The following is a 23,017-nucleotide window of genomic DNA, read 5'->3' as shown; positions in this document are numbered from 1 at the left end:
TCGAGGGGGACATATCATGACATCAGTGCAGAGGCTACGCCACCGCGATGCGAAGATCGAGCCCGATGCCACGCGGAACCGCGCATGGCCAAGGGCATTGCGCAGGGAGCCGCAGGCGGAGGGCCCGGGAGATGGCGCGCAGGGCCGCGAGGGTGCCGCTTCCGATGATCCGCACTGCGAGACCCCGCCGAATCACACGGACTGGCTCTTCAGCGCATGCGAGCCCCATATTGCCGATCTGGTCCATCGCATCGACGTGCGGCTTTCAGGCCGCACGAAGCGCGTGCTGCAATTCATCGGTGCGAACCGTGGCGCCGGCGCCTCGACTGTTGCGTTCGCGTATGCAAGCGCATTGGCCGCCCTGCGCCAGCGCAGAGTGTTGCTTCTGTCCGCCGACGAAGGCCGAGGTGCCCCCGGCGTGCTTGCGTGCGTGTCCGGAGGGCGGCCGCTGAGCGACGCCATCTCCACACTGCACGGCACGCTCTCCTATGGCGCGCTGAACTGCGAGCTCACCAGCGATCGCGATGCGGAGATGCTGATGGCCGATGTCGCCGTCTGGCGGAAGATCGGCGAGGCGTTCGATGAAGTCGTGGTCGATTGCAGGCCCGTCGATATTTCTCTCGGCGCGCTTGCGATCGCGTCACGCGCGGATGGCGTTGTCGTTGTCATCGAGGCCGGCCGCACGCTGGAGACTTCTGCGCAGGCGTTGCTGGATTCGCTCGATGCTGTCAACGCGCCTGTGCTGGGCGCGGTACTGAACCACGATACGTGGGAGGGGCGGTCCGGTTCGCGAGGCGACGATGAATGACATCCGGGACGAGCGCCAGGCTTCGAGCGCTGCCTCGAGCACTGCCGCTCTTCCTGCCATTGCGATTGTGCTTGCTTCGCGCGATCCGGCTTGCTGGGAGCAACAGTTGGTGAACCGGCTGCGAGGGTCCGGCCTGTGCGAGCCCCTTGTCTGGGATGCGGCATCGGTCGATGGCGGGAACGGCGGTCCGCCGCGATCCGGCCGCGTGGGCACGCCGCCCGAGGCACGCATGGTCACGGCAATCGTCGATCTGAGCGGTCGGCTCGATGCGGGCTCGCATCGCTACGCCGTCGAGGGTATATGGCGCCTTTGCGACGGGCGAGACGTGGTGCTCGGGGATGCGCATCACGGACTCGAAACGATCGCGTCGGGAGTGGGTGCGCGTCTTCACCTGGTTGCAAGCAAGGCGGCGGCGATCACGCTGATCGACAGCGCCGCGGCGTATGTCGATCCCTCCGAGGACGTTTCGCTGCAGCGATTGTGCACCTTTGCCGAAACGCTGCTGCTTGCGGCGCTGCGCGAGATCCGCGCGCTCGGCGCGCTCGATCCTCGCCCCGCGTGGAAAGCACGCGGATCGCGCCCGACATCGGTACAAAGGTTGATCTGGAAGGCGCGCGGACGGAAGAATCACGTGCTGCGGCGGCTTGCACGCATCCTGCTGGTCGAACAGTGGATGCTGGGTGTCGTCGACATGACGCCCAATGAAGCGCTGCGCTCGCAACGCCTGCCGGTACGATGGATCGGCGAGCGCGTGTCGTCGTATTACTGGGCCGATCCATTTGGCGTGCCGGGCCGCAACGACGAGCTCTATTGCGAGGAATACGACGTTGGGCGTGGCGTTGGACGCATTGTCAAGCTCAAGCTCGATGGAGTTGCCGTGCTGGCTCGGCCGGAGCCGGTCGATCTTGGTTTGCCGGGGCATTTGTCGTACCCCTACCTGTTCCGTCACGCCGGTGTCCTGTATTGCGTCGCGGAGTCGGCGCAGAGCCGCCGTTGCGTGTTGAACCGCCAGGATGACAACGGACGATGGTTGCAGGTCGCGGTGCCGCTATACGAGACGGAAGCCGCTGATCCTACGATCTTTGAGCACGATGGCTATTTCTGGCTGGCGTACACCGACGTGTCGCTGGGGGCATTCGACAACCTGTGCCTGTGCTATGCATCCGATCTTCTCGGGCCGTGGCGTGCGCATCCGCAGAATCCCGTGAAGATCGATCATTGCTCGGCCCGTTCGGCGGGCTCCGTGGTGAAGGACGGAAATCAGCTTCTGCGGGTGGCGCAGGTGTGCAGGAGTGGATACGGACAGGCGATCGCCGTCAATCGCATCCTGCATTGCACGCCGGACCTCTATCGGGAAGAGGTGGTCGGAATCGTGAGCCCGGCAGGGGACCGGATGAATCCGCACGGGCTCCACACGATATCGGAATGGGGTGACCGCATGCTGGTGGACGGCAAGCGCTACGGAATCAACTTTGCGGTAGTAGGGCGCAAGATCGCCTCGCGTATGTCCCGCATACGTCGCTCGTTCGCCCTGTCCAAGGCCCGAGCCCAGGACAAGCTATAAAACAAAACGGCCGCCTGGCCTTCATTCGGCGTGGCATTTCAACGGGGAGCGTGGCAAGTGTTAGTTCGGCATGTCCTCGGCTATCTGCCGGCCAACGTGGTTCCCGCGATCACGGCATTTGCCTCCGTGTACGTCTACACGCGCATGCTCAGTCCTGCCGACTATGGTGTCTATTCCGTTGTCGTCAACGTCACGCTTCTGTGCCAGGCGGGATTCTTCTATTGGCTGCAAGTCGGTGCGACTCGTTTTTATGCCCGGGCGGAGATCGATGCCAACATGCCGGTCTTCGCCGCAAGCGTCTACAGGGGCGCGGCGCTGAGTTCGGCGCTGCTCTCCGCAGGCTATGTGGCCGTGCTGTTGTTCGGCACGTTCCACAAGGACCTCCTGGACGGGCTTTGGCTGGGGTTGCCGCTCGTGCTGACACGCAGCCTTGTGTCGATCAACCAGGCCCTCAACCGCGGTGGCGCGAAGATCGTTCGCTACAATCTGATCGAGTGTAGCCAGACATTGCTTGCACTTGGCCTCGGCGTTTCGATATTGATGGTCCGCCACGACGGCGCGCGCAGCGTCTTGCTCGGCCTCGTCGCCGGCGCGCTGGTTGGATGCGCAATCGACTTCCAGGCGATCGTGCGCGTCACGCGCGTTCCAGCCGATGCACGGGTGCTGCGCTCGCTTTTGTCGTTTGGCGGGCCGCTGATCCTGGTCAATACGCTCGGCTATGCGCTGAATGCGGCGGACCGGATCGTGATTCAATATCTGCTCGGTTCGAGCGAGGTCGGCATTTATTCCGTGGCCTACAACACCATCGACAGATCGATCGGGAGCATCTTTATCGCCATCAGCATGGCGGCGTTTCCACTGACCGTGCGTGCACTCGAGACGCATGGCAGCTCGGCCGCCAGCAAGCAGATGACAAGCAATGGCACGCTGCTCCTGTCGATAGCACTGCCGGCATGCGCCGGGTTGATCGCTGCGGGACCCCAGCTTGGGGCGGTGCTGATCGGACCTGCGTTTCGCGAGGAGGCGCTGCAGATCATGCCGTGGATCGTCATCTCCGCGCTGATGAGCGGCATGCAGGTTCACTACTTCGATCACACCTTCATTCTTGGCAAGCGCACTACGACAGTGCTCTGGTGTGTCGGTCCGGCGGCGCTGCTGAACGTGGTCCTGAACTTCGTATTGCTGCCGCGGATTGGCTTGATGGGGGCCGTCTGGGCGTCGCTGATCGCACACGCGGTGGCGCTTGCCGCCAGCATCGTGCTGGGCCGTCGCGCGTTGAAGTTCGACTTTCCCGTTGGGCCGGCGCTGCGCATCGTCCTGGCATCGGCCGCCATGATGGCCGCCATTCGCGGCCTGGACCTGCCGCCAACGTTTGGGGGACTCGCGGGCGCGGTGTCGCTTGGCGTCGCGGTATACGCCGCCACGTGTCTTGCGCTGGATGTCGCGGGAATGCGTGCATTCCTGTATCGGCGTTTCGTGGAATTCCGTAGCTAGCAGGGGCCTCACGGGAAAGATATGCAGGCGGGCGACCGAAAAGGAATGACACCATGAAGACGCGGATGAGCGATGCACTTCCCGATATCGGCGCACCCGCGCGAACTCGGCCGCGGGCTCGCGTGACTGCGGGCGAACACGTGATGATCTATTTGCCGAAGCTGATAGTGGGTGGCGCGGAGGTCGCGATGGTCCGTCTGGCGCAAGGACTGGCACGCGAGGGTTGTCAGGTCACGCTGGTGCTCCATACCATGCAAGGCATGGCGCGGGAACTCGCTGGCGACCTGCCGATCGCCGATCTCGGGGTCGGATCCACGCGGGGCGCCTTGCCGCGGCTTGCGCGCCTGCTGCGCCGCGAGCGGCCCGATGTCCTGGTCTCCGGGCTGACCCATAACAACATCATGGCGGTCGCGGCCGTGCTGGTGTCTCGACGCGCATGCCGCCTTGTCCTGACCGAGCATGCGCCGGTGACAGCGCTGATGCGCTCTCGCTCCGAGTGGCGATACCGGGTGCTGCCCTGGCTGCTGCCGTTTGCCTATGGGCTCGCGGACGCTGTCGTTGCTGTTTCGAGCGGCGTGGCCGACGATCTGGCGACCCTGCTGGGGCCGCGCAGGCGGCAACTCGTGCAGGTGATCTACAACCCGGTGCTCACGCCTGACTGGCAGGCACTCGCCGACGCACCGGTCGATGACCTCTGGTTCGCCGAAGGCGCCCCGCCGGTCGTGCTTGCCGTGGGCCGCCTGAGCGTAGAGAAGAATCTGCCGCTGCTGCTGGACGCGTTCGGGCTGCTGCGCAAGCGCGGCAGCGCTGCACGCCTTCTCATCCTGGGCGAGGGGCCGGAGCGCGCCGGCCTGGAAGAGAGGATTCGCCGCGAAGGACTCTCGGCTTGCGTGCGCATGCCCGGTCAAAGCCCGCGCGTGCTCGCCTATATGCACCGCGCCGCCGTGTTTGTGCTGACGTCGAAGTTCGAGGGGTTCGGCAATGTGCTGGTGGAGGCCATGGCTGCGGGGATTCCGGTCGTCAGCACGGATTGTCCGGTAGGGCCGCGCGAGGTTCTCGCGGGCGGGCGCTACGGCGAGCTGGTCGCGCAGGATTCGGCACAGGCTGTCGCTGAAGCCATCGGCCGGGCGCTGATTTCGCCGGGCGACGTGAAAGCTGCGCAATCCCGCGCGCAGGATTTCACCGTGGAAAAGAGCGTGTGCGGCTATCGCATGCTCTTCGCCCGGCTCGGGATTGCCCATCGCGAAAAGCAGGCCTGAGACCATAAAACACCAAAACAATCAGACGCGCCGTGATCATGAAAAAATCAAATCTGTTTGGCATCGAAGTCGATGCGATAGGCATGGACGCCGCAATCGAGAGAATTCTGGCCTGGCTCGAAGATCCTCCGGGGCCGTGCCGCTACGTGGTGACACCGAACGTCAACCATATTGTGAAGCTGGACGCTTCACAGGCCTTCCGGCAGGCATACAGGGACGCGTCGATGGTGCTGGCTGACGGCAGGCCGGTCGTATGGGCGTCGCGAGTGCTCGGACGTCCTTTGCCGGGCGTTGTGCCAGGCAGCGATCTGATACCGAGTCTCTTCGATCGCCTCGCGTCCGGGGACCGCCGCAGGAGCGTCTATCTGCTCGGCGCTGCGCCCGGCGTCGCACAACGCGCGTCCGTGATGATTCAGAACCTGTGGCATGGCATCGAGGTGGTGGGGACATCCAGTCCGCCATTCGGGTTCGAGAACGTGCCGCGCGAGCGCGACAAGGTCCTCGCCGCCATCCGTGCTGCCAAGCCGGATATCCTGATCATCGGTCTTGGCGCTCCGAAGCAGGAACTGTGGATTCACGCGAACCGGCATAGCGTTGACGCGAAGGTCGCGCTATGTGTGGGCGCTGCGATCGACTTCGTGGCCGGCGAAAAGGCGCGTGCGCCGCTCTGGATGCGCGAACACGGACTCGAATGGCTGCATCGCGTTGCGTCAGAGCCGGGGCGCCTCTCGCGGCGTTACGCGCATGACGCGCTCGTCTTTCCCGGTTTGCTGGCGCGTGAAATGATGGCGGCGCGCGATGCCATGAGCGGGCCTGGGCGCGCATGGTCTGTGCCTGCAAGCGATGGCCAGCCGTCGCGCGATGTCGAGCATTGCATGCGGCCGAGCGTGGGGAGCACGGAGGCGGAAGGGCAGGCGGGCCCGGCTCGGGACTTTGACATGTCGATGGCCCAACTGGTGAGCCGCATCGACACCGCGCTTGGCAGCCGTCCGGCGCGCCTGTTGCAGTTCCTCGGCACGTCCTGGGGGGCGGGGGTGCCGGACGTGGCGTTCGCTTACGCCAGCCTGTCCGCGCAATTGTGCAAGCGGCGGGTACTGCTTATTTCGGCCGAGGATCCCGACGTCGAGCTGGGCGTGCTGGATTGCCTGCAGTGCGGCCGGCCTCTGGAGAGTGCCGTGCGCCAGGTATCGGGCACGCTTTCATACACTGCCTTCAGGGGCTTGCGCGAACCCGACTACGCGGCCCACGCGATGATAGCCCAGAGCGCACTATGGGCGAAACTGCGCGACGGCTTCGATGAAGTGGTCGTCGGCAGCAGCACGCCACATGCTTCGCAGTTCGGGCTGGTGGTCGCCTCCAACGTGGACGCGGTGATGATGGTTGTCGATGCGGAACACACCCAGATAGCACGGGTGCGCGACATCCTTGACGATCTGCGCTCGGTTCGCGCCAACGTGCTCGGCACGATAATGAACCAGCGTCGCCTGTCCGCGGCAGCGCCTGCCCGGGTGGTCGAGGAGCCCGCTTAGCAGAGTCCCGGTTTCAACGGCAACGGCGTCGGGGCGATCGGCTTTCCACCACCATTCACCGTGCCCGGCGATTGATTGCGAAGAACGCACAGCAGGGCCTGTATCTTCGGAAGGTCGCTGCGCATCTGGGCAAGCACCACCGATCCTTCGGCTGACGGTTCGGCGAAGAACAGCAGAGGGCCATCGGCGCCGGCTGTGTCGCGCAGCATGGCCCCATACGTCTGCAAGGCGGTCGCAAGGAGCAGGCCGCCGCTCGTCAGGCCGAGCGATGACAGCGGGATGCTGGCCGGAATCCCAATGGTCGAACCGAAAATGACATTCCCCGTGTATTCTGTCGGACCATTGTAGTCCTCGTGGCTCATGGGCCACGGGATGCCCTGCGTCCACGTCGAGCCGGGCGACCTGGTCCTGCTGGTCGGGAGCACGATGCGCAGCGCGTGATGGATCGCGCCGGCGTCGAGTTCCCATTGGCGGATCGTGCCGATGCCGAAGTTGTAGTCTCCGGGAAGGTCGGCGCAGACATGATCGACCGTGCCGAGAGCGGCGGTGAAGCCCGTCTCCGTATTGCCCGAGCAGCCCCAATAAGACCACATCAGACCCGGCTGGGTCTCGTCGAAGAAATTCATGTGCCTGTCGCCGTTGACGGGCATTGCAGGTACAGCGCCGGCCGGCATATGAATCCGTTGCGGCGAAACCGGGTAGAGTGTGTCGGTGCACGTCACAGTCACAAGCGGATCGGTGGCCGCGCCGACGTAGAACGGCATCGACCATTCGCCGGCGTTTATCCATGTCGACGGTGCTCGCAGATCGAGGGTGTCGGGGTCTTCGGGGCGACTCCATCGGGCTCCCGAGCCGATTCCGGCATTCCACACGCTCGCGCTGCTGAAGGGCTGCAGGTCTGGATCGCGATGCATGGCGAGGGATGCTCCGCTGGCGGAAGACGCGGGTGATGCTGCCGACATGCCGCCGGCACTCTCAGCACTCTCAGCACTGCCGGCGGTGCTGCGCTGCTGACTTTGGGCGATGGGGCCAGCGCTCTCGCCACCGGCATCGCCATATGCGGCGAGGGCGGTTCTACAGCTCGCGGCAGCCAGTATTGCGAGGAACTGACGGCGATCCATGGATTGATCGTGATGTAGGCAGCGCGAGCGCGCCAATGGTTTTCCCAAAACGCGCATTCTGGCGAGAATCGCCCGATCTCATGCCAGGCTACAACGGAATCGCTTCCGCGTGGCATCCCGCATGCGGCTTGAGCACCAGGTCGTAGACATCCGCTACGGCGCGCGCCATCACCGCGTCCGAATAGCGCTCGATCTGACGCCTGCGTCCTGCGTCGCCCACCTCGCGTGCGCGTGGCCCGAGCGCGGCCAGCGAGGCAATGGCGTCGGCAAGCTGGCTGGCGTTGCCTGGCTCGACGAGCAGCCCAGCACCTGCAGGCGTGAGTACCTCCGGTGTACCTTCCACGGCGGTCGCGGCCACGGGCAGGCCTGCGGCCATCGCTTCGATGAGTGCCATCGGCAAGCCCTCGCCATACAGGCTCGGAAGAGCGAAGATGTGCATGCGCCGCAGTTCGGCGCGGACATCGAGCTTGAAGCCTGCCCATTCGATTCTGTCCGCGACGCCAAGCTTCCGGGCCAGTCGCACCATCGCCTGGCGATAGCTATCCTCCTCGAAGCTGCCGACGGCGAGCAGCCGTACATCCAGGCCGGATTGCAGGCATAGGTGCAGCGCCTCGATCAGGATCTCGATGCCTTTGCGCGGCCGGAACAGACCGACGGTGCCGACAACCCATGGCCCTGCGGGTGCGCGCCACTCGATGCCTGGTTCGTGCACGGGGACGCCATTGGGAACCACACTGATGGACGCAGAGTTGAAGCCCGCCTGCTCAAGATAGCTGCGCAGGCTGTCCGATACGGCGATCAACCGGCGTGCGCCTGTGAGGCTCCAGCGTTCGACTGTGGCATTCGTCATATTGCGCCAGGCGGTCTGGGTGTCGCGCGAGGTCGGGCTGTGGACGTGATGCACCATAGGGCATTGCGCGAGTCTGGCGGCGATTCCGCCAATCATCGCGCTGCGCGGCGTATGCGTGTGGAGCAATTGGAACTGCCCCGCGCGCAGGAGCCGGGCAATCTTCCAGGCTGCGTGGAAGTCGATGCGCGAGCGCATCGTGACTTCGAACAGGTTTGCGCCCGATGCCTGGCGGCATTGCGCGAAGCATCCGCGCTTGAGCGTTGCAACGTCCGCGTGATAGCCGAATGCCGGCAAGTTCAACGCGAGCAGATCTTCCACGCGTTCGGCGCCCGAGTAGAGGTCTCCATTGATCAGATGCAGCACTTTCATGTGCTCACCTTCAGTGTTGCGCCGACGCGTTGCCGCGGGCGCGCCGGTTTTGCGACTGCGCGCGGGCGTTGCACGGCAAGTCCGCTCACGCTGGCAACCGCGGCGAACAGCAGCACCAGGGCGCAGTTTTTTGCGGCCAGCGAGCTATATGTGGATGCAATCACGAAAAACACCAGCAATGCGAGACGGCCGCCTGCGGCGGTCCGCCGGTAAAACCAGACAGACGCTGAACCAAGCGACACCAGCAGAACCGCGAGCCCGAAGAGGCCGAACTGCATGGTCATGTAGATCCACGGAATCTCGATGGTCTCGAACGGGTAATGCAGGCCGAGCCGGAACATCACTTGGACGATGTCCTGGGGCGACAGTCCAAAGAGGATCTCCCCCGGCGTCATGTAATTGAATACCTGCCAGTTCTGCATCCGTATTGCTGCGCTGTCATCCAGGTACAGCCGCGAAAAAATGCTCTCGCCGAATCCCGATACCGCGACCACGCCGGCGAACAGCGCGGTCAGGGCGAGGGCGAGCAGCGCGCCGCCCAGTATCTGCACGTAGCTGAAGCGCGCCGTGACAATTCCGCTGAAGGCCTTGATGAACAGATAGGCACTCAACACGCCGACGGCCACGATGGAGGCGGCTCGGCCACCGAACACAAGCAACGCGATCGCGAACAGGCCGATCAGCAGCACCTTGGCCGGCCGGCTGCGCATATCGAGTGTGCTGAAGAGCAGGCTGGCGGTGATGATGGCATTGTTCAGCGGGTGGCCGAGCAGTGATGTGGCCCGAAAGTACTCTTCCTCGATCGCAACACCGTCCGAGACGATGTACGGGACCAGATGCTGCTGCAACAGCGTCTCGCCGATTGCAATCAGGGAATTGACAACCAGGAGGCCAAGGATGAATCGATAGACGAACCGCTGCTCGGATGCGCGGAAGTTTGCCAGCACCAGCACAATCAAGGCCGGCGCCATGAACGTTTCGATCAGGAACGCCGAGCCCGATGGGCCATACCGGAGCATCGAGTAGCCGAACAACAGCAGGATGCCGCAGAGATGCAGAACGAGAGGCAGATGCTTGCGCATCGAAAGGATCGCCGATGTGAGGGGATTGCCGCGGGAGAGCAGGCCGAACGCCACGGCGGCGAGCAACGCATAGGTCCCCGGATGAAGCTTGAAGATGAAATTGCCCGTGGTCGTGATGTAAGGCACACCAATGGCGGTCAGCAGCGCTGGCGACACGGTCATGTACAGGCCGATCGCCAGGCAGGTCGCGACAACGGAAGCTTGATAGGCGCGGTTGGGTCTCATCTGTGATCTCCTGCCAATCCGAGCGAAAGGACAACGCAGTGACGTGCCATGTGCTGCCGCGGCCTGCAGTCCGCACCGCTATTTCTGGGGGTTCCGGAAAACAGGCTGTCCCGGCAACCCGCTTCCACCGCTACCCTCCACAAATTCCGGAGGGGTGACTACTGACTGAGTGAGGCGACTGCTTCTGGCGTCTTCCAGGAAGCACTTTCCGATATGCCGCGCCAGGCGCGGAGCCGTATACTTCGCGCCATAGACAAAACGCATAACAGGGCCGAAGCTTCGTGCGGAGGCTGGTCCAACAACATAAAGTCCACGGATACTGGTCTCAAAATCACGGGTCAGTTCTGGCGAGCCACCGATGACCGAAAGCGAATCCATGATCTCTTGCGAGAGGAAGGCGTGTTGCCTCATATCCACACGGAATCCGGTGGCGACAATAACATGTTCAGCCATAATGCTGGATGTTTTGCCATCGGATTTGATCCCTAGAATTACCTGATTGCCTTTGATTTCGGCGTGATTGATTTCGGTATTAAGTATAATATCGTCATCTGCCACGCGATCGCGCAGCCACCATGCGCCCGAAGGCCCCCAGGAGGTCTCGATAATCCTCTTGCGGCGTTGGCTACCCAGTTCGTGGAAAACGAATGGATATTCGGAGAAGATATAAGAACGCCACCCGGGTCCGAGGCCTCCTTCCGGCTTTAATAGCCTGGAGATGATTCCACGCGACAACTTCGGCCTGTCATTCCAGGTCACGGTCCCGTCGCGCACGAGTATGCGGACACGCGCCCCGATCTCGCCCAGGAGGGCGGCAAGACCCAGCGCAGATTGACCGCCACCCACCAGGACAATATTCTTGCCTTTCGCCCAAGCCAGGCTCCCGAATTCACCGGAGTGGGCTACATAGGGTCTGGGCAGGCCCTGCAGCACTGGCGGCATTTGCTCAAAGCCCTTCAGGCCTAGCGCTATCACCACGCGCCGCGCAACCAACGGTTTGCCATCGCTCAGATCAAGGCGAAATAAGCCATCCTTGCGGTGGATTCCGACCACATCTACCTTGCGAACATGCTTCACGAGATGCGACTGGAACCAAAGGCCATAATCCACAAACGTTTCCAGCGGCAGTCGCATGCCCACCGGTTCGTATGCGATATGGTTTTGCCGGCAATATGCTTCCATCGTGTAGCCGCGCTGCGGCGCATAGAGATTCGAAGCAAATGCCTCCGACCGCAGAAACATGCCTGGCGGCATGAAATGCCGCCAGGCATGCATTGGATTTCCAAGAATTTCATGTGGCACGCCGGCCGCGGTCAAGTGGCTTGAAACCGACAAGCCATAGGGGCCCGCGCCGATAATAACGGTGTCGGTAGATGGCATTATATTTTCCCCGCGGATTTTCCGCTACCGTTGCCGCCCGAGAATTCTCGATGCATGCGCCATGGCCGGATTATGCGATTAATGGTGCGATCCATGCAGTAATACTGAAATGCCGGCAGTGGATCATCCCAGCGAAAATATCCATCAATCAACCGGGTTCGTGCCGGTATTAAATGGCGTGGTGGCGCTTGCATAAAGGTTGCACGCCATGCAACCTGGGTGGGGCTTGTCGTATTTTTTATTCCCGGAAGTCCCAGTTCGCAATTGTAGGCCGCTAGCGGAATATTCACTCCGCACAATGTCGCGATTTCTTCCTGCCAATCCGTTCTGCCGACGGTTGGCTCAATCATGATATATTTATTGCGATTGTCGTCCCATTTATATTCCATGCTGCCCATGCCTTCGAAGCCGGTGCACTCGGCAAAGGCAAGCGTCATCGCTTCAAGCGCTTCACGCGCTTCGGGGGCCGCGATGCAGATGGCTGTACTGCCCACATCAGGGGGGAAGCATAAGATCTTGCGTCCCGTAAAGATACCCGCGACCCGCCCCTCGGCACCTCTATAGAAGAGGGTGAAGTAGATATTGCTCTCCGGGCCGTCGATCCATTCCTGGGCGATGACTCCGCCCGGCGTGCGGAGCATGATGCTCGCGTGTTCCAGCGCCTCGCTCAGGGAATTGACGCGTACTGCCCGCTCTTTATCCCCCCTCAATACCTGGCGCTTGTCATCGGGCTTCAGCACGCAGGGAAAACCCAGGTGCTGCAGAAGTCCGAGGTCGGATTGGCTCCGCAGAATGACCGAATGTGGAACGGGAAAGTTGTTCTGCAGAGCGAACCCGTGGAACTCTGCCTTATTGCTCAAAAGCTTGACGTTATGGTCCGAAGGTAGACGGAACTGAAACCAGTTGGCGAGTTCGTCACGATTCTCGGATACCGTATGAACCGCATCTTCATCAGTCAGGAAAAGAATCGGGCGTCTATCGAATCTCTTGCCGAGCGCAACCATATCCTCGACAAAGTGGTGTCCCGTGAAGCTGCGAATCAAACAGCCACGGGCGTAGCGTGACCATAATGCGGCCCTATCGCGTGAAATATCGACTGCAATGGTGGGGACTTTCTGACGGCCCATCGAGCGTACCAGTCCCAGCCCATTGAGTTCGCCACCGACGATAACCGCGGCAGTTCTCTGTTCGATAAGGCTTTCTGTTGTCATGACCCTGATCGTGTGATCATCTTCCATGAAAGCTGCCGGGCTCACTGTCAGCGCGTCAACATTGTTGGCGACGGTCTCGCTCCGGCATGTCCATATGGGGTTGCCGTGTTCGCACGGCCGGACCCGATAACCCGAGTCTGCGAGCACGATGCCGCGTCATCCGTACGCGCGCGCACACAGTCGGCACGGTCAGTTGCCAATGTCGATCCGGGATATGGGGTACAGGCACCGTCCAGGACAAAGCTCTCGCGTGTTCTCAACGGCACCTGTGCAGTGCAGCCGACGATGTGTATCGCCTACCGCTTACGAGGCCAAGCCAACAGCAGAGCAACCTGTCAGCCTGTCCGAAGAAGCCTGACCACTACATTCTTTTTCGCGGCGGACTGGATTCTTGGAGGGGAGGGCAAAAAGAAAGCCCCATGCGGGGCTTCTTTTTGCCGATAAAACCATGGTGCCGCCGATTTTCTCCCCTCTCCCGCTTGCGGGAGAGGGGCGGGAGATGGCGGGTGTGCCAAGTGCCGCCGCGCCCTGGATCAAACCGTTGGCTTCGCTTCCAGTGGCTCCTGGCTAAGCCGCCCAGAGGGGATGGGGGCAACAATCGTCGTCATTCCAGGCGGCTTTGGCGCATCTGCCTGGCGTCTGCCAATGCCTCCTACGCCGCGAGGCGGAACGTCGACACCGCCTGCTTCAGGCGCTGGGCCTGTTCTTCCAGCGACCCCGCGGCGGCAGCGGCCTGCTCCACCAGCGCGGCATTCTGCTGCGTCACGGTGTCCATCTGGTTGACCGCCTGGTTGACCTGCTCGATCCCAGCGCTTTGCTCGTTGGACGCGGCGCTGATCTCGCCCATGATATCGGTCACCCGCTTCACCGCGCCCACGATCTCCTCCATGGTCTGGCCGGCCTGCGCGACGAGCTGCGAGCCCTTTTCCACGCGGTCCGCGGAGTCGCCGATCAGTGATTTGATCTCCTTGGCCGCGGTCGCGCTGCGCTGGGCAAGGCTGCGCACCTCGCCGGCCACCACCGCGAAGCCCCGGCCCTGCTCACCCGCGCGGGCGGCTTCCACCGCGGCATTCAGCGCCAGGATATTGGTCTGGAAGGCGATGCCCTCGATCACGGAGATGATGTCGACCACCTTTCTCGACGCGCCGTTGATCTCGTCCATGGTATCGACTACCTGTCCGACGACTTCGCCGCCCTTGACCGCGATGTGGGAGGCATTGACCGCGAGGGAGCTCGCCTGCCTTGCATTGTCTGCATTCTGGCGGACGATGCTGGTCAGTTCCTCCATGCTGGAAGCGGTTTCCTCCAGCGACGACGCCTGTTCTTCCGTGCGCTGGGACAGGTCGGTGTTGCCCGCGGCGATCTGGCTGGTGCCGGCGGCGATGGACTCGGTGCCGGTGCGTACCTGGCTGACAATGCGCAGAATGTTGGCGTTCATGTCGGCCAGGGCTTGCAGCAACTGGCCGGTCTCGTCCTTGCTGTCCGCCTCGATGCGGCTGGTCAGGTCGCCGGATGCGACGGTCCGCGCGAAGCCAACGGCCCGGTGGAGCGGCCGCGTGATGCCGGTGGTCAGCCACAGGGAGAAGGCGGCGCCGATCGCCAATACCAGCACGCCGAACACGATCAGGCGGGTTCGCGCGGTCTCATAGATCGCGTTGATGTTGCCCGCCGTCTCGTCGATGCTGGCGCGCTGGATATCCAGGAGCTTCTGGACCTCGGCAAGATAGGCGTTGCCGGCGGGCACGAACTCTTTCTCCAGCACGCTGCCGGCTTCGTCCGTCTGGCCCGCCGCCTTCAGCTTGGTGATCCGGTCGCGGGACTCGTTATAGGGGCCGCGCACGCTCTGGATCTTCTGGAACGCAGCCTTCTCCTCCGCGGAGACCAGCATCGGCTGGATCTTGTCCCGCAGCGCGGCAATGGCCACGACGGACCCCTGGGTCTCCGCGGCAAAGAACGCGCCGAGCGAGGGGTCCGCACTCTTTGCCACGGCAGTCGTGCGGCGCACGCTGGTGTGCATGAGGCGATACCAGTCGCTGACCAGCCGCTCCTTGGCCAGCGGCTGCTGCATCATGTCGTGCGTGTGCCCGGCGACAGCCTGCAGCGACAGGATGCCGAAGACGGTCATGAGCGTTGACAGCAGTAGCACCACGCCGAAGCCGATGCCAAGGCGTACACCAATTCCAAGATTCTTCATTTCTTCTACCTGATTGGATATGAATGGCGGCGAAAGGCTGGCGCCCAAGGCGCCAATCCGCTCTTTTCCCTGCCGCACCGCGCGATGGCGGACGTAGTTGCGGACTATGGTGAGTAACGACAAGCGGGGGAGAAACTTTAGTGCGGGCACTGCCGGCACGCCGATGGGAAGAGGCCCGGCGGAGCGCCGCCCACCTGTATCGGTAACGCGGCTACCTTAGAATATGCAACTTGCGGAGGACGGCCTGGCCGGCTTCCTGGACTACAAAGGAATGGATTAGAAAATGGAATGGCTGACTGACCCCTCCATCTGGATCGGCCTGGCTACGCTGGTGGTGCTGGAGATCGTTCTCGGGATCGATAACCTGATATTCATCGCCATCCTCGCGGACAAGCTTCCCCCCGGTCAGCGCGATAAAGCACGGCTCATCGGGCTGTCGCTTGCCTTGCTGATGCGGCTTGGCCTGCTTTCGGTGATGTCGTGGCTGATCACGCTGACCGATCCCCTGTTCGCGGTTGGAACCTGGCCGGTGTCGGGGCGCGATCTGATCCTGCTGCTCGGCGGCCTGTTCCTGCTCTTCAAGGCCACCACGGAATTGCACGAGCGGCTGGAGGGCATGCCGCATGAGGAGGGCGGCAGGTCGAACTATGCGGGTTTCTGGGTCGTGGTCGCGCAGATCGTCATCCTGGATGCCGTGTTTTCGCTGGATGCGGTCATCACCGCCGTCGGCATGGTCAATCAACTGGCTGTCATGATGGCGGCGGTGGTGATTGCCATTGGCGTCATGCTGCTGGCATCCAAGCCGTTGACGCGTTTTGTCAACGCACATCCGACCGTGGTGGTCCTGTGCCTGAGTTTCCTGCTGATGATCGGGCTGAGCCTTGTGGCGGAGGGCGTCGGTTTCCACATCCCCAAGGGCTATCTGTACGCGGCGATCGGTTTTTCGGTCGTGATCGAGTTCTTCAACCAGGTGGCGAGAAGGAATGTCCGGCGCCACGAAGCGCGGCTGCCGATGCGCCAGCGCACGGCCGACGCGGTGCTCGGGTTGCTCGGCGGCCGCCGCAAAAGCGCCGTCGCGGAGCAGGAAGGCGTACCTCAGCCACTGCCCCAGGCCACCGCATTCGCGCCTGAGGAGCGCAACATGGTAAGCGGCGTGCTGACGCTGGCGGAACGGTCGGTGCGCTCCGTCATGACCCCGCGTGCCGATATCTCCTGGATCAGGGTCGAAGATGATGCCGGGGCGATCCGGAAGCAGGTTCTGGACGCGCCCCATAGCTTCTTCCCGGTCTGCCGCACGCAGATGGATGACGTTATCGGCGTCGCACGGGGGAAAGACCTGATCGGGGACATTCTCGAGCAGGGCCATATCGATATGGCGAAGACAGTCCGGGATCCGATCATCGTGCACGAGTCGATCGGCATCCTGCGGTTGCTGGAGACATTGAGGAATTCCCGCGGCCAGCTGGTGCTGGTGACGGACGAGTACGGCGCCTTGCAAGGCGTGGTGACCCCGGTGGATATCCTGGAGGCGATCGCAGGGGACTTCCCGGACGAGGACGAGGCAGCCGAGATCGCGCCGCTGGGCGATCGCCATTGGCTGATGGACGGGGGCGCGGACCTGCACACGATTGCGCGGACGCTGGAGATCCCTCTGGCTGGGCCTGGCGCGGGCGCTTCGTTCTCCAGCCTCGGCGGGTTCCTGCTTGCCCACCTCGGGGCGGTGCCGTCGCCGGATACCGTGTTTGACTATCAGGGCTACCGGTTCACGGTTGTCGCAGTGTCCGATCGCCGGATCGATAGCGTTGAAGTCAGGTATGTGGGAGACGCGCCGGCTGCCGGGTGATGGCAGGCGTGACGCCTGGCAAGCCGCTTGCCTTCCAGCGCGCCCGCCGGAAGGGATGCTCGCGCCCCGACAATTGCAGCGCCGCGTCCGTGATCCAGCGCTGCGTAGGCAGGCGTTCGCCATGCAGCAGCATGATCAGCACGAACAAGCTGAGCGCCATGGGCAGCGCGCTCAATCTTGGCGCTTCGAGCTTGCGCGTCAGGTGGATGAAAGCCGCGCTGACCGCGAACCCGAGCGCGCAGCCCGCCACTGCCTCGGAAACCGAATGGGCGATCAGCGCCACGCGTGACACGGCGACCCCGAGGCTGAGCGCCAGCGCCAGCGCCGCCCCGCACAGGCGAACGTGCGGCGAGCGCTTTTGCAGCACCAGGTGCGCCACGGTGGGAAATACCGCCGCGGCCAGCATGGCGTGGCCGCTGATGCCGGTAAAGTCGATCGCGCGGATGCCGATGCCCCAGCCCAGGAACAGCATCTTGCTGAGCGCCACCAGCAAGGCGCCGATGCCGAACAGAAGCGCCCATGCCAGTGCCATCCGCCATACGCGGCCAAGCAGCAGCCACGCTGTGATAGCGGCGGCGGCCGGCAGCATGACGGCCGCGCCGCCAAAATTCGTGATCGTGATCCAGGAAACCGGCATCGTGATATTTCGTGAGTTGAAGGCGCCGCCATCGTGGCATCGCCGCGGGTTTTCCGTGGGCATGTTACTCGCCCGGGCGGGCCGGACCGCGCGGCGCTACCTGGCGGCAAAGCAGGATTACCTCTGATCCTTGGGGTGGCCGGCGCCGAGCGCCTCCAGCAGCGGCCGCATCGCATCGAGCTCCGCGCCGAAGCCGCTCCAGTCTCCCGCCTTCAATCGCTCGATGGCACGGTCATAATGGGCTAGCGCCGCGCGCGCGCGGGCGTCCGCCGTGCCGCCGGGCGGCGCTGTCAGCGGGGCGGCTTCCTTGAACAGCGCCGCCAGCGCTTCGCCCAGGGTTTCCTCCATCACCACGCGCTCGCCATAGGCGGCAATCACCCGTTTCAGCTCGGGCAACTGGCCGGATGCCGCGCGCAGGTAGAGCGGGGAGACGTAGAGGATCGAGTTCTCGATCGGCACCACCAGCAGATGGCCGCGGATGACGCGCGAGCCCATCTGGTTCCATAACGAGATCTGCTGCGAGATCTCGGTATTCTGCTGGATGCGCGCCTCGATCTGGAACGGCCCGAAGACCAGCTTGTCCTTGGGGAAGGCGTAGACGATCAGCTTGCCGTACTCGGGTGGATCGCAACGCGCCGCCAGCCAGGCGATCATATTCTCGCGCTGGCTTGGCACCATTGGCAGCATGAGGACGAACTCGGCGCGCGGCTCCCCGGGCAGCCGCATGATCATGTAATAGGGCATCATCTGCATGCCGGGGGAATTCCTGCCGTCGAGATCGGTCGGTGCCCGGGGGAATTGCCAGAGATCCTCGCGGTTGTAGAAGACTTCCGGCGCATCCATGTGGTACGCGCGGTAGCGCTGCGCCTGGATCAGGAACAGATCCTCGGGGTAGCGGATATGCTGCCGCAGGTCCTGCGGCATGGCCTCCAGCGGCTTGAACAGGCCGGGGAAGATGCGCTGGTACGTCCGCACGATCGGGTCGGCAGGGTCGCTCACATAGAACTCGACCGTGCCGTTATAGGCGTCGATCACCACCTTGACCGCGTTGCGGATGTAGTTGGTGCCGTCGCCGGTGCCCGGTTCGGCGTAGGGAAACCAGCTGCTGGTGGTATAGGCGTCCTGCATCCAGAACAGGCGTCCGTCGCTCGCCACGATATAGGGGTCGTGATCGAGGCTGAGGAACGGGGCGATCGTACGTACCCGGTCCTGGATATTGCGATGGAGCAGGATCCGGCTCTCGTCCGTGATATAGCCCGTCAGCAGGATGTTGAGATCGTCGAGCTGCCAGGCGAACAGGCTGCGCCGTGCCAGGCTGCCGACGGCGACGCCGTCGCGCCCGCTGTAGGCGGCGTAGACGTTGTCCTTTCCCTTGGGGTAGTCGAATTCAGGTATGTTGCCCTTGACGATGACAAAGCCCTGGCCGCCTTCGCCGAAATAGATGCGCGGTTCGCGGATGGGCGGGCCGCCGTTGGCGGCGGGCGGAATATCCTGCAGATAAAGGGAAGGCAGGCCTTCCGTGGATTTCTCGGTGACCGGCGACATCACCACGCCGTTGCCGTGGGTAAACAGGAGATGCAGGTTCACCCAGGTCTGCGCGTTCGACGGCAGCATCGCCGGCTCCAGTTCGCGCGCGGACAGCATCACCTGCCGGTAGCCGGCGTCGAGCCGGTAGCGGTCGATATCCACGGAGAGGAATTTGTAGTAGGTCCTGATTTCCTGCAACTGCGCGTAGGTATCCAGCAGCGGCTGGACATCCCACAGGCGGACGTTGTCGATGGTCGGGCGATTGGCCTGGAGCGAGGCGAGATTCAGATCCTGCTCGGCCGGAAACGGCTTTACCGCGATCCGCCCCAGACCGTAGGCCTGCCGCGTCAGCGCGATATTGTGCTCGATATACGGCGTCTCCAGCTGCAACTCGTTCGGCTTGACGTAGAAGCGCTGGAACAGCGCCGGGTAGATCTCTGCGAACACCAGCGAACCGCCGAACACCAGCAGTGCCGACGCGGCGGGAATGCGATAGTCGTGCCAGCGCATATTCGCCCAGCAGGCGGCGGATGCGGCAACGGCAAGGCCGGCAAGCAGCCACAGGAGCGGCAGTTCGACATGGATATCCGTATAGCCCGCGCCGACCACCACGCCGTTGTCGCCGTAGAGCAGCAGGAAGCGATCGAGCCCGTAGGACCAGGCCTTCAGCAAAAAGAACAAGCCGAGCAGAGCCGAGCCGTGACCGGCCGCGGCGGGCGAGAATCCGCCCGGCGACCAGCCCGGCGCGATGTCTCCGCGCATCCCGTAGATCACGCCCGCGATCGCTGCGCAGCAGAAAAGCAGTTGCAGCAGCCAGTTCTTGAGCGCGACATAGACGGGCAGGGAAAAGAGATAAAAGCCGATGTCCTTGCCGAAGATCGGATCGCGCTCGCCAAATGGCACCTGATGAAGGAAGCGGAGCACCATGCTCCAGTTCGATATTTCGCTGGTGGCGATCAGCAGCCCGAGAAGAATGGCGGCCCAGGCGATGCTGGCGCGCCACGGAATGTGCGGCGCGACCTCTTCGGCCAGTTCACTGACGACTTCGGGCATACCATGCGAGAAGGCGGCCCGCAGGGTGCCGGGGCTGCTCGCATAGCGGTGCGCCAGCCGCCCCGATGCCCAGATCGCGCCGGCCGATGCCGCGAACACGGCGGCAAACAGGAGCGCCTGGGTGGAGAAGATGGTCCAGAAAACGCCGGCGTAGCCGACCGAGGAAAACCAGAGCCAGTCGACCAGTATGCTGGTGAAGCGCCCGACGGCGAACAGGCCGGCGACGACGGCTGCGGCCGTGACCGCATACCGTTTCAAGCGCCCGCCGGATCTGACTCGCGACCGCATCGCCCCTCCTTTGCCGGGCCGTTATCCTTCGCCGGATGCGGCCGGACCATCGGGCATCGCCAATGCCGCAAGGCGCGCGGCTGAACGGACGGGCGATGCATAAGCGCATGGCGGCCCGTAGCCAGGCAAGAAACCGCCGCAGAGAGCACCGGATAACTCATTGTAGGCTTGCGAACAGGCAAGCGGGGGGCTCCCGCGGGCGCCTGCGTGGGTCAAGTCTCACTCGATTGCCCGGCTTGGCGGATTGTCCCGTACGCCTGTTGGTGTGAATATTAAGTAACATTTTGCCGTTGCTCAGGCGCCGGCTCCGACGCGGCGGTGGCCGACGCTAGCTTGCAGGTGGTCTTTCCGGTCTTTTCACCTTGCCGCCGACGCATGGCAGAAGAGTGGGCTCCCCTTGTCGTGCAAGCGCAAAGTGGCGCAGAATCGTCAGCGCAATGCCGGGAACACGGCATGACAGCCTGTGCGTGGATAGCGTTTCGACGGATGTCGCTTCGCGTTGCCGGACCCGATGGCTGCCGGCCGCGGAGGGACGGCTGGTGTCCTGGGTCTGAACCTCGTTGACCGGGCAAGTCAGTAGAGCAGGCATGGGAGCCTGGGAGCGAAGCGCAGCAAGGCTGAAGCCTTGCGAGCATTGGTGACGGCGGATCGCGCGTCTTATCGGCTGACTTACTCAACGAAGTTGTGACTCCGGACACTGATACGGGTGGACTGCATGGAAAGCTTCCTGGTAAGGCCGGCTACGCGCAGACAGGCAACGCTTGCCGGCATCACGACGCTGCTCATCCTGGGCGTCTTCGCGCTGGCCGTGCCTCGCGCAACGCAGGCGCTGCCCGCGGTGCCTCCCTTCATGCCGATGTGCGCGCTGACGGTATTCACGACAGCCTGCATTGTCAGCTTCCTGCTCAGCGCGCAATTCACCGTGACGCGGCAGCCGATCCTGGGCGCGCTCGGTGGCGCCTACGCCTTCACAGCGCTGGCGGTGGCTTTGCAGTTGATGATGTTTCCCGGCGTCTTCACGCCCGATGGCCTCTTTGGCGCCGGCCCCGACAGCGCGCTGTGGATGTGGGTCTTCTGGCATGGCGGCTTTCCGTTCTTTGTGATTCTCGCCGTGGTGATGCGTAACCTGTCCGGGGAAGCGTTGATCCGCCCCAGGAATGTCGGCCTGTGGACGTGGGGGCTGGTGGGCGGGCCGGTCGCGGTCGGCGTGGCGCTTTGCGGGCTGGCCCTGTACGGCGATTTGCCATCCGCGCTCAAGGTAGCGGGCAGTTCGGGCGGCTATGAGAGGAATGCTACGGCGCTGGTGATCTGGGCGCTCAATGTCGTCGCCATTGCCGTCGTGCTGCTACGCGGGCGCCTGCGCGCCGTGCTCGATATATGGATATCGATCGCCCTGCTTGCCTGCCTTATCGATACCAGCCTGAACCTGCTGAGCGCGGCCAGGTTCAGCGTGGGCTGGTATCTCGCCAGGGTATTCAGCATGTTTGCCCCGGGCGTCCTGGTGTGCGTCCTGGTGTGGGAAGTCACGGTGCTGTACCGGCGGCTGTTCGCAGCCCATGTCACGTTGCTGCAGACATCGGTGCATGACGCGCTCACGGCGATCTACAACCGCAGCTATTTCAACGCGCAGTTCGGCAAGGAATTCGAGCGCGCCAAGCGCGGGAATCTGCCGCTGTCGCTGATCATGATCGATGTCGATCATTTCAAGCGCTACAACGACGCCCTGGGGCACCCCAAGGGAGATGCCTGCCTGGTCGCCGTGGCATCGGCCCTGGCCGGAGTCGTCCGGCGTCCGGCGGACTTCGTCTGCCGCTACGGCGGAGAGGAGTTTGCCATCGTGCTGCCGGACACCGATCTGCATGGCGCATCCGAAATCGCGGCGCAAGCGACCCAGGCGGTGATGCGGTTGAGACTCGACGCCCCGGCTCCCGCCGGATACGTCACGGTCAGCGCCGGCTGCGCCGCGCTGCGGTGGGAAAGGTTGGCCGACGAACTGGTCGAGGCGGCCGACGTGGCGCTGTACAGGGCGAAAGCGGCCGGGCGCAATCGCGTTCATCTCGCGGATGGCTGAATGGCGTCTGGTGGCTTCCGGTGGCTCCCGGCGGCTGCGGTCACGCGGCGAAATCCGGGATCTCATCCCGGGGAGCGGAGCGAGTGGTGCCGTAACGCGCCGGGCCTTGCGCGCTCAATCGTCCCGCGTCAGCACTTCCAGCAGCTCGATCTCGAAGATCAGGTTGGCGTTCGGCTTGATATGCTCGCCGACCTGCCGCTCGCCATACGCCAGGTGGGCGGGTACGAAGAGCTTGCGCTTGCCGCCGGCTTTCATGCCCATCAGCCCCTGATCCCAGCCCTTGATCACGCGCCCGCTGCCGATCACGCACTGGAAGGGCTTGCCGCGATCGTAGGAGGAGTCGAACCTGGTGCCGTCCTCCAGGAAGCCGCTGTACTGGGTGGTGATCAAGGCGCCTTTGACCACGGCCTTGCCGTCGCCGATTTGAAGGTCTTCAACCTGTAGTTCGCTGCTCATCGATCGTTCTCGTTCGCCTGGTGGTTCGTGGATAGCCTGCTCAGGCGGGATTCTCG

General features: G+C 63.5%; 17 protein-coding genes. 8 read left to right on the top strand and 9 right to left on the bottom strand.

Annotated elements, in window-relative coordinates; genetic code table 11:
• Nucleotides 1-16 precede the first annotated feature (16 nt).
• From P3W85_RS36145 to P3W85_RS36125, 5 genes are read left to right on the top strand one after another with little or no spacing between them, the layout of a single operon-like run.
• The gene (locus P3W85_RS36145) at nt 17-808 is read left to right on the top strand and encodes a hypothetical protein (RefSeq protein WP_276268305.1); all 792 of its coding nucleotides are present in this window, start codon (nt 17-19) and stop codon (nt 806-808) included.
• Entirely contained in the window at nt 801-2,372 is a 1,572-nt protein-coding gene (locus P3W85_RS36140) for a glucosamine inositolphosphorylceramide transferase family protein (protein WP_017229204.1), read from the top strand. The genes P3W85_RS36145 and P3W85_RS36140 overlap by 8 nt, the downstream gene beginning before the upstream one ends.
• Before the next feature lie 57 nt (nt 2,373-2,429).
• Nucleotides 2,430-3,866, top strand: coding sequence for a lipopolysaccharide biosynthesis protein (locus tag P3W85_RS36135; protein WP_276268304.1), 1,437 nt, complete (start codon nt 2,430-2,432; stop codon nt 3,864-3,866).
• Between the two features lie 53 nt (nt 3,867-3,919).
• Nucleotides 3,920-5,125, top strand: a complete 1,206-nt coding sequence (locus tag P3W85_RS36130; protein ID WP_276268303.1) for a glycosyltransferase — start codon at nt 3,920-3,922, stop codon at nt 5,123-5,125.
• A gap of 38 nt (nt 5,126-5,163) precedes the next feature.
• Nucleotides 5,164-6,654 carry a WecB/TagA/CpsF family glycosyltransferase gene (locus tag P3W85_RS36125; RefSeq protein ID WP_276268314.1) on the top strand — a complete coding sequence of 497 codons (1,491 nt, stop codon included), beginning with the start codon at nt 5,164-5,166 and terminating at the stop codon, nt 6,652-6,654.
• Here P3W85_RS36125 and P3W85_RS36120 read toward each other — a convergent pair.
• The 6 genes from P3W85_RS36120 to P3W85_RS36095 form a co-directional block, all read right to left on the bottom strand.
• Nucleotides 6,651-7,775: a hypothetical protein gene (locus tag P3W85_RS36120; RefSeq protein WP_276268302.1), complete on the bottom strand. Its 1,125-nt coding sequence runs from the start codon at nt 7,773-7,775 to the stop codon at nt 6,651-6,653. The two genes, P3W85_RS36125 and P3W85_RS36120, sit on opposite strands and share 4 nt — an antisense overlap.
• 88 nt (nt 7,776-7,863) lie before the next feature.
• Nucleotides 7,864-8,994 (bottom strand): glycosyltransferase, encoded by a 1,131-nt coding sequence (locus P3W85_RS36115; protein ID WP_276268301.1) that lies wholly within the window; start codon nt 8,992-8,994, stop codon nt 7,864-7,866.
• Nucleotides 8,991-10,301, bottom strand: coding sequence for a VpsF family polysaccharide biosynthesis protein (locus P3W85_RS36110; protein ID WP_276268300.1), 1,311 nt, complete (start codon nt 10,299-10,301; stop codon nt 8,991-8,993). Before P3W85_RS36110 ends, P3W85_RS36115 begins: the two co-directional genes overlap by 4 nt.
• Nucleotides 10,302-10,379: 78 nt before the next feature.
• The gene (locus tag P3W85_RS36105; protein ID WP_276268299.1) at nt 10,380-11,681 is read right to left on the bottom strand and encodes an NAD(P)-binding domain-containing protein; all 1,302 of its coding nucleotides are present in this window, start codon (nt 11,679-11,681) and stop codon (nt 10,380-10,382) included.
• A complete protein-coding gene (locus P3W85_RS36100; RefSeq protein ID WP_276268298.1) occupies nt 11,681-12,919 on the bottom strand; it encodes a carboxylate--amine ligase in 1,239 nt (412 codons plus the stop codon). Before P3W85_RS36100 ends, P3W85_RS36105 begins: the two co-directional genes overlap by 1 nt.
• 625 nt (nt 12,920-13,544) lie before the next feature.
• Nucleotides 13,545-15,086 carry a methyl-accepting chemotaxis protein gene (locus P3W85_RS36095; protein ID WP_276268297.1) on the bottom strand — a complete coding sequence of 514 codons (1,542 nt, stop codon included), beginning with the start codon at nt 15,084-15,086 and terminating at the stop codon, nt 13,545-13,547.
• 283 nt (nt 15,087-15,369) lie between these two features.
• On the opposite strand from P3W85_RS36095, the gene P3W85_RS36090 reads away from it, so the two are divergent.
• On the top strand, nt 15,370-16,929 hold the full coding sequence (locus P3W85_RS36090) for a TerC family protein (RefSeq protein WP_017229218.1): 1,560 nt from the start codon (nt 15,370-15,372) through the stop codon (nt 16,927-16,929).
• Here the strand turns inward: P3W85_RS36090 and P3W85_RS36085 are convergent.
• Nucleotides 16,895-17,518, bottom strand: coding sequence for a phosphatase PAP2 family protein (locus tag P3W85_RS36085; RefSeq protein ID WP_276268296.1), 624 nt, complete (start codon nt 17,516-17,518; stop codon nt 16,895-16,897). The genes P3W85_RS36090 and P3W85_RS36085 overlap by 35 nt on opposite strands.
• Between P3W85_RS36085 and P3W85_RS36080 the strand changes: the two genes are divergently transcribed.
• The gene (locus tag P3W85_RS36080) at nt 17,517-17,693 is read left to right on the top strand and encodes a hypothetical protein (RefSeq protein ID WP_276268295.1); all 177 of its coding nucleotides are present in this window, start codon (nt 17,517-17,519) and stop codon (nt 17,691-17,693) included. The genes P3W85_RS36085 and P3W85_RS36080 overlap by 2 nt on opposite strands.
• On the opposite strand, the gene P3W85_RS36075 is transcribed toward P3W85_RS36080, so the two are convergent.
• Entirely contained in the window at nt 17,684-20,434 is a 2,751-nt protein-coding gene (locus tag P3W85_RS36075) for a UPF0182 family membrane protein (RefSeq protein ID WP_276268294.1), read from the bottom strand. The genes P3W85_RS36080 and P3W85_RS36075 overlap by 10 nt on opposite strands.
• A 715-nt stretch (nt 20,435-21,149) precedes the next feature.
• On the opposite strand from P3W85_RS36075, the gene P3W85_RS36070 reads away from it, so the two are divergent.
• Nucleotides 21,150-22,505, top strand: a complete 1,356-nt coding sequence (locus tag P3W85_RS36070; RefSeq protein ID WP_276268293.1) for a sensor domain-containing diguanylate cyclase — start codon at nt 21,150-21,152, stop codon at nt 22,503-22,505.
• 114 nt (nt 22,506-22,619) lie between these two features.
• Here the strand turns inward: P3W85_RS36070 and P3W85_RS36065 are convergent, their stop codons facing one another.
• Nucleotides 22,620-22,961 (bottom strand): FKBP-type peptidyl-prolyl cis-trans isomerase, encoded by a 342-nt coding sequence (locus tag P3W85_RS36065; protein ID WP_276268292.1) that lies wholly within the window; start codon nt 22,959-22,961, stop codon nt 22,620-22,622.
• Nucleotides 22,962-23,017: the final 56 nt, after the last annotated feature.

This window comes from Cupriavidus basilensis (assembly GCF_029335485.1).
GTDB lineage: Bacteria > Pseudomonadota > Gammaproteobacteria > Burkholderiales > Burkholderiaceae > Cupriavidus > Cupriavidus basilensis_E.
Note: the sequence above shows the minus strand (reverse complement) of the source record. Positions and strands in the feature narration are given on the sequence as shown.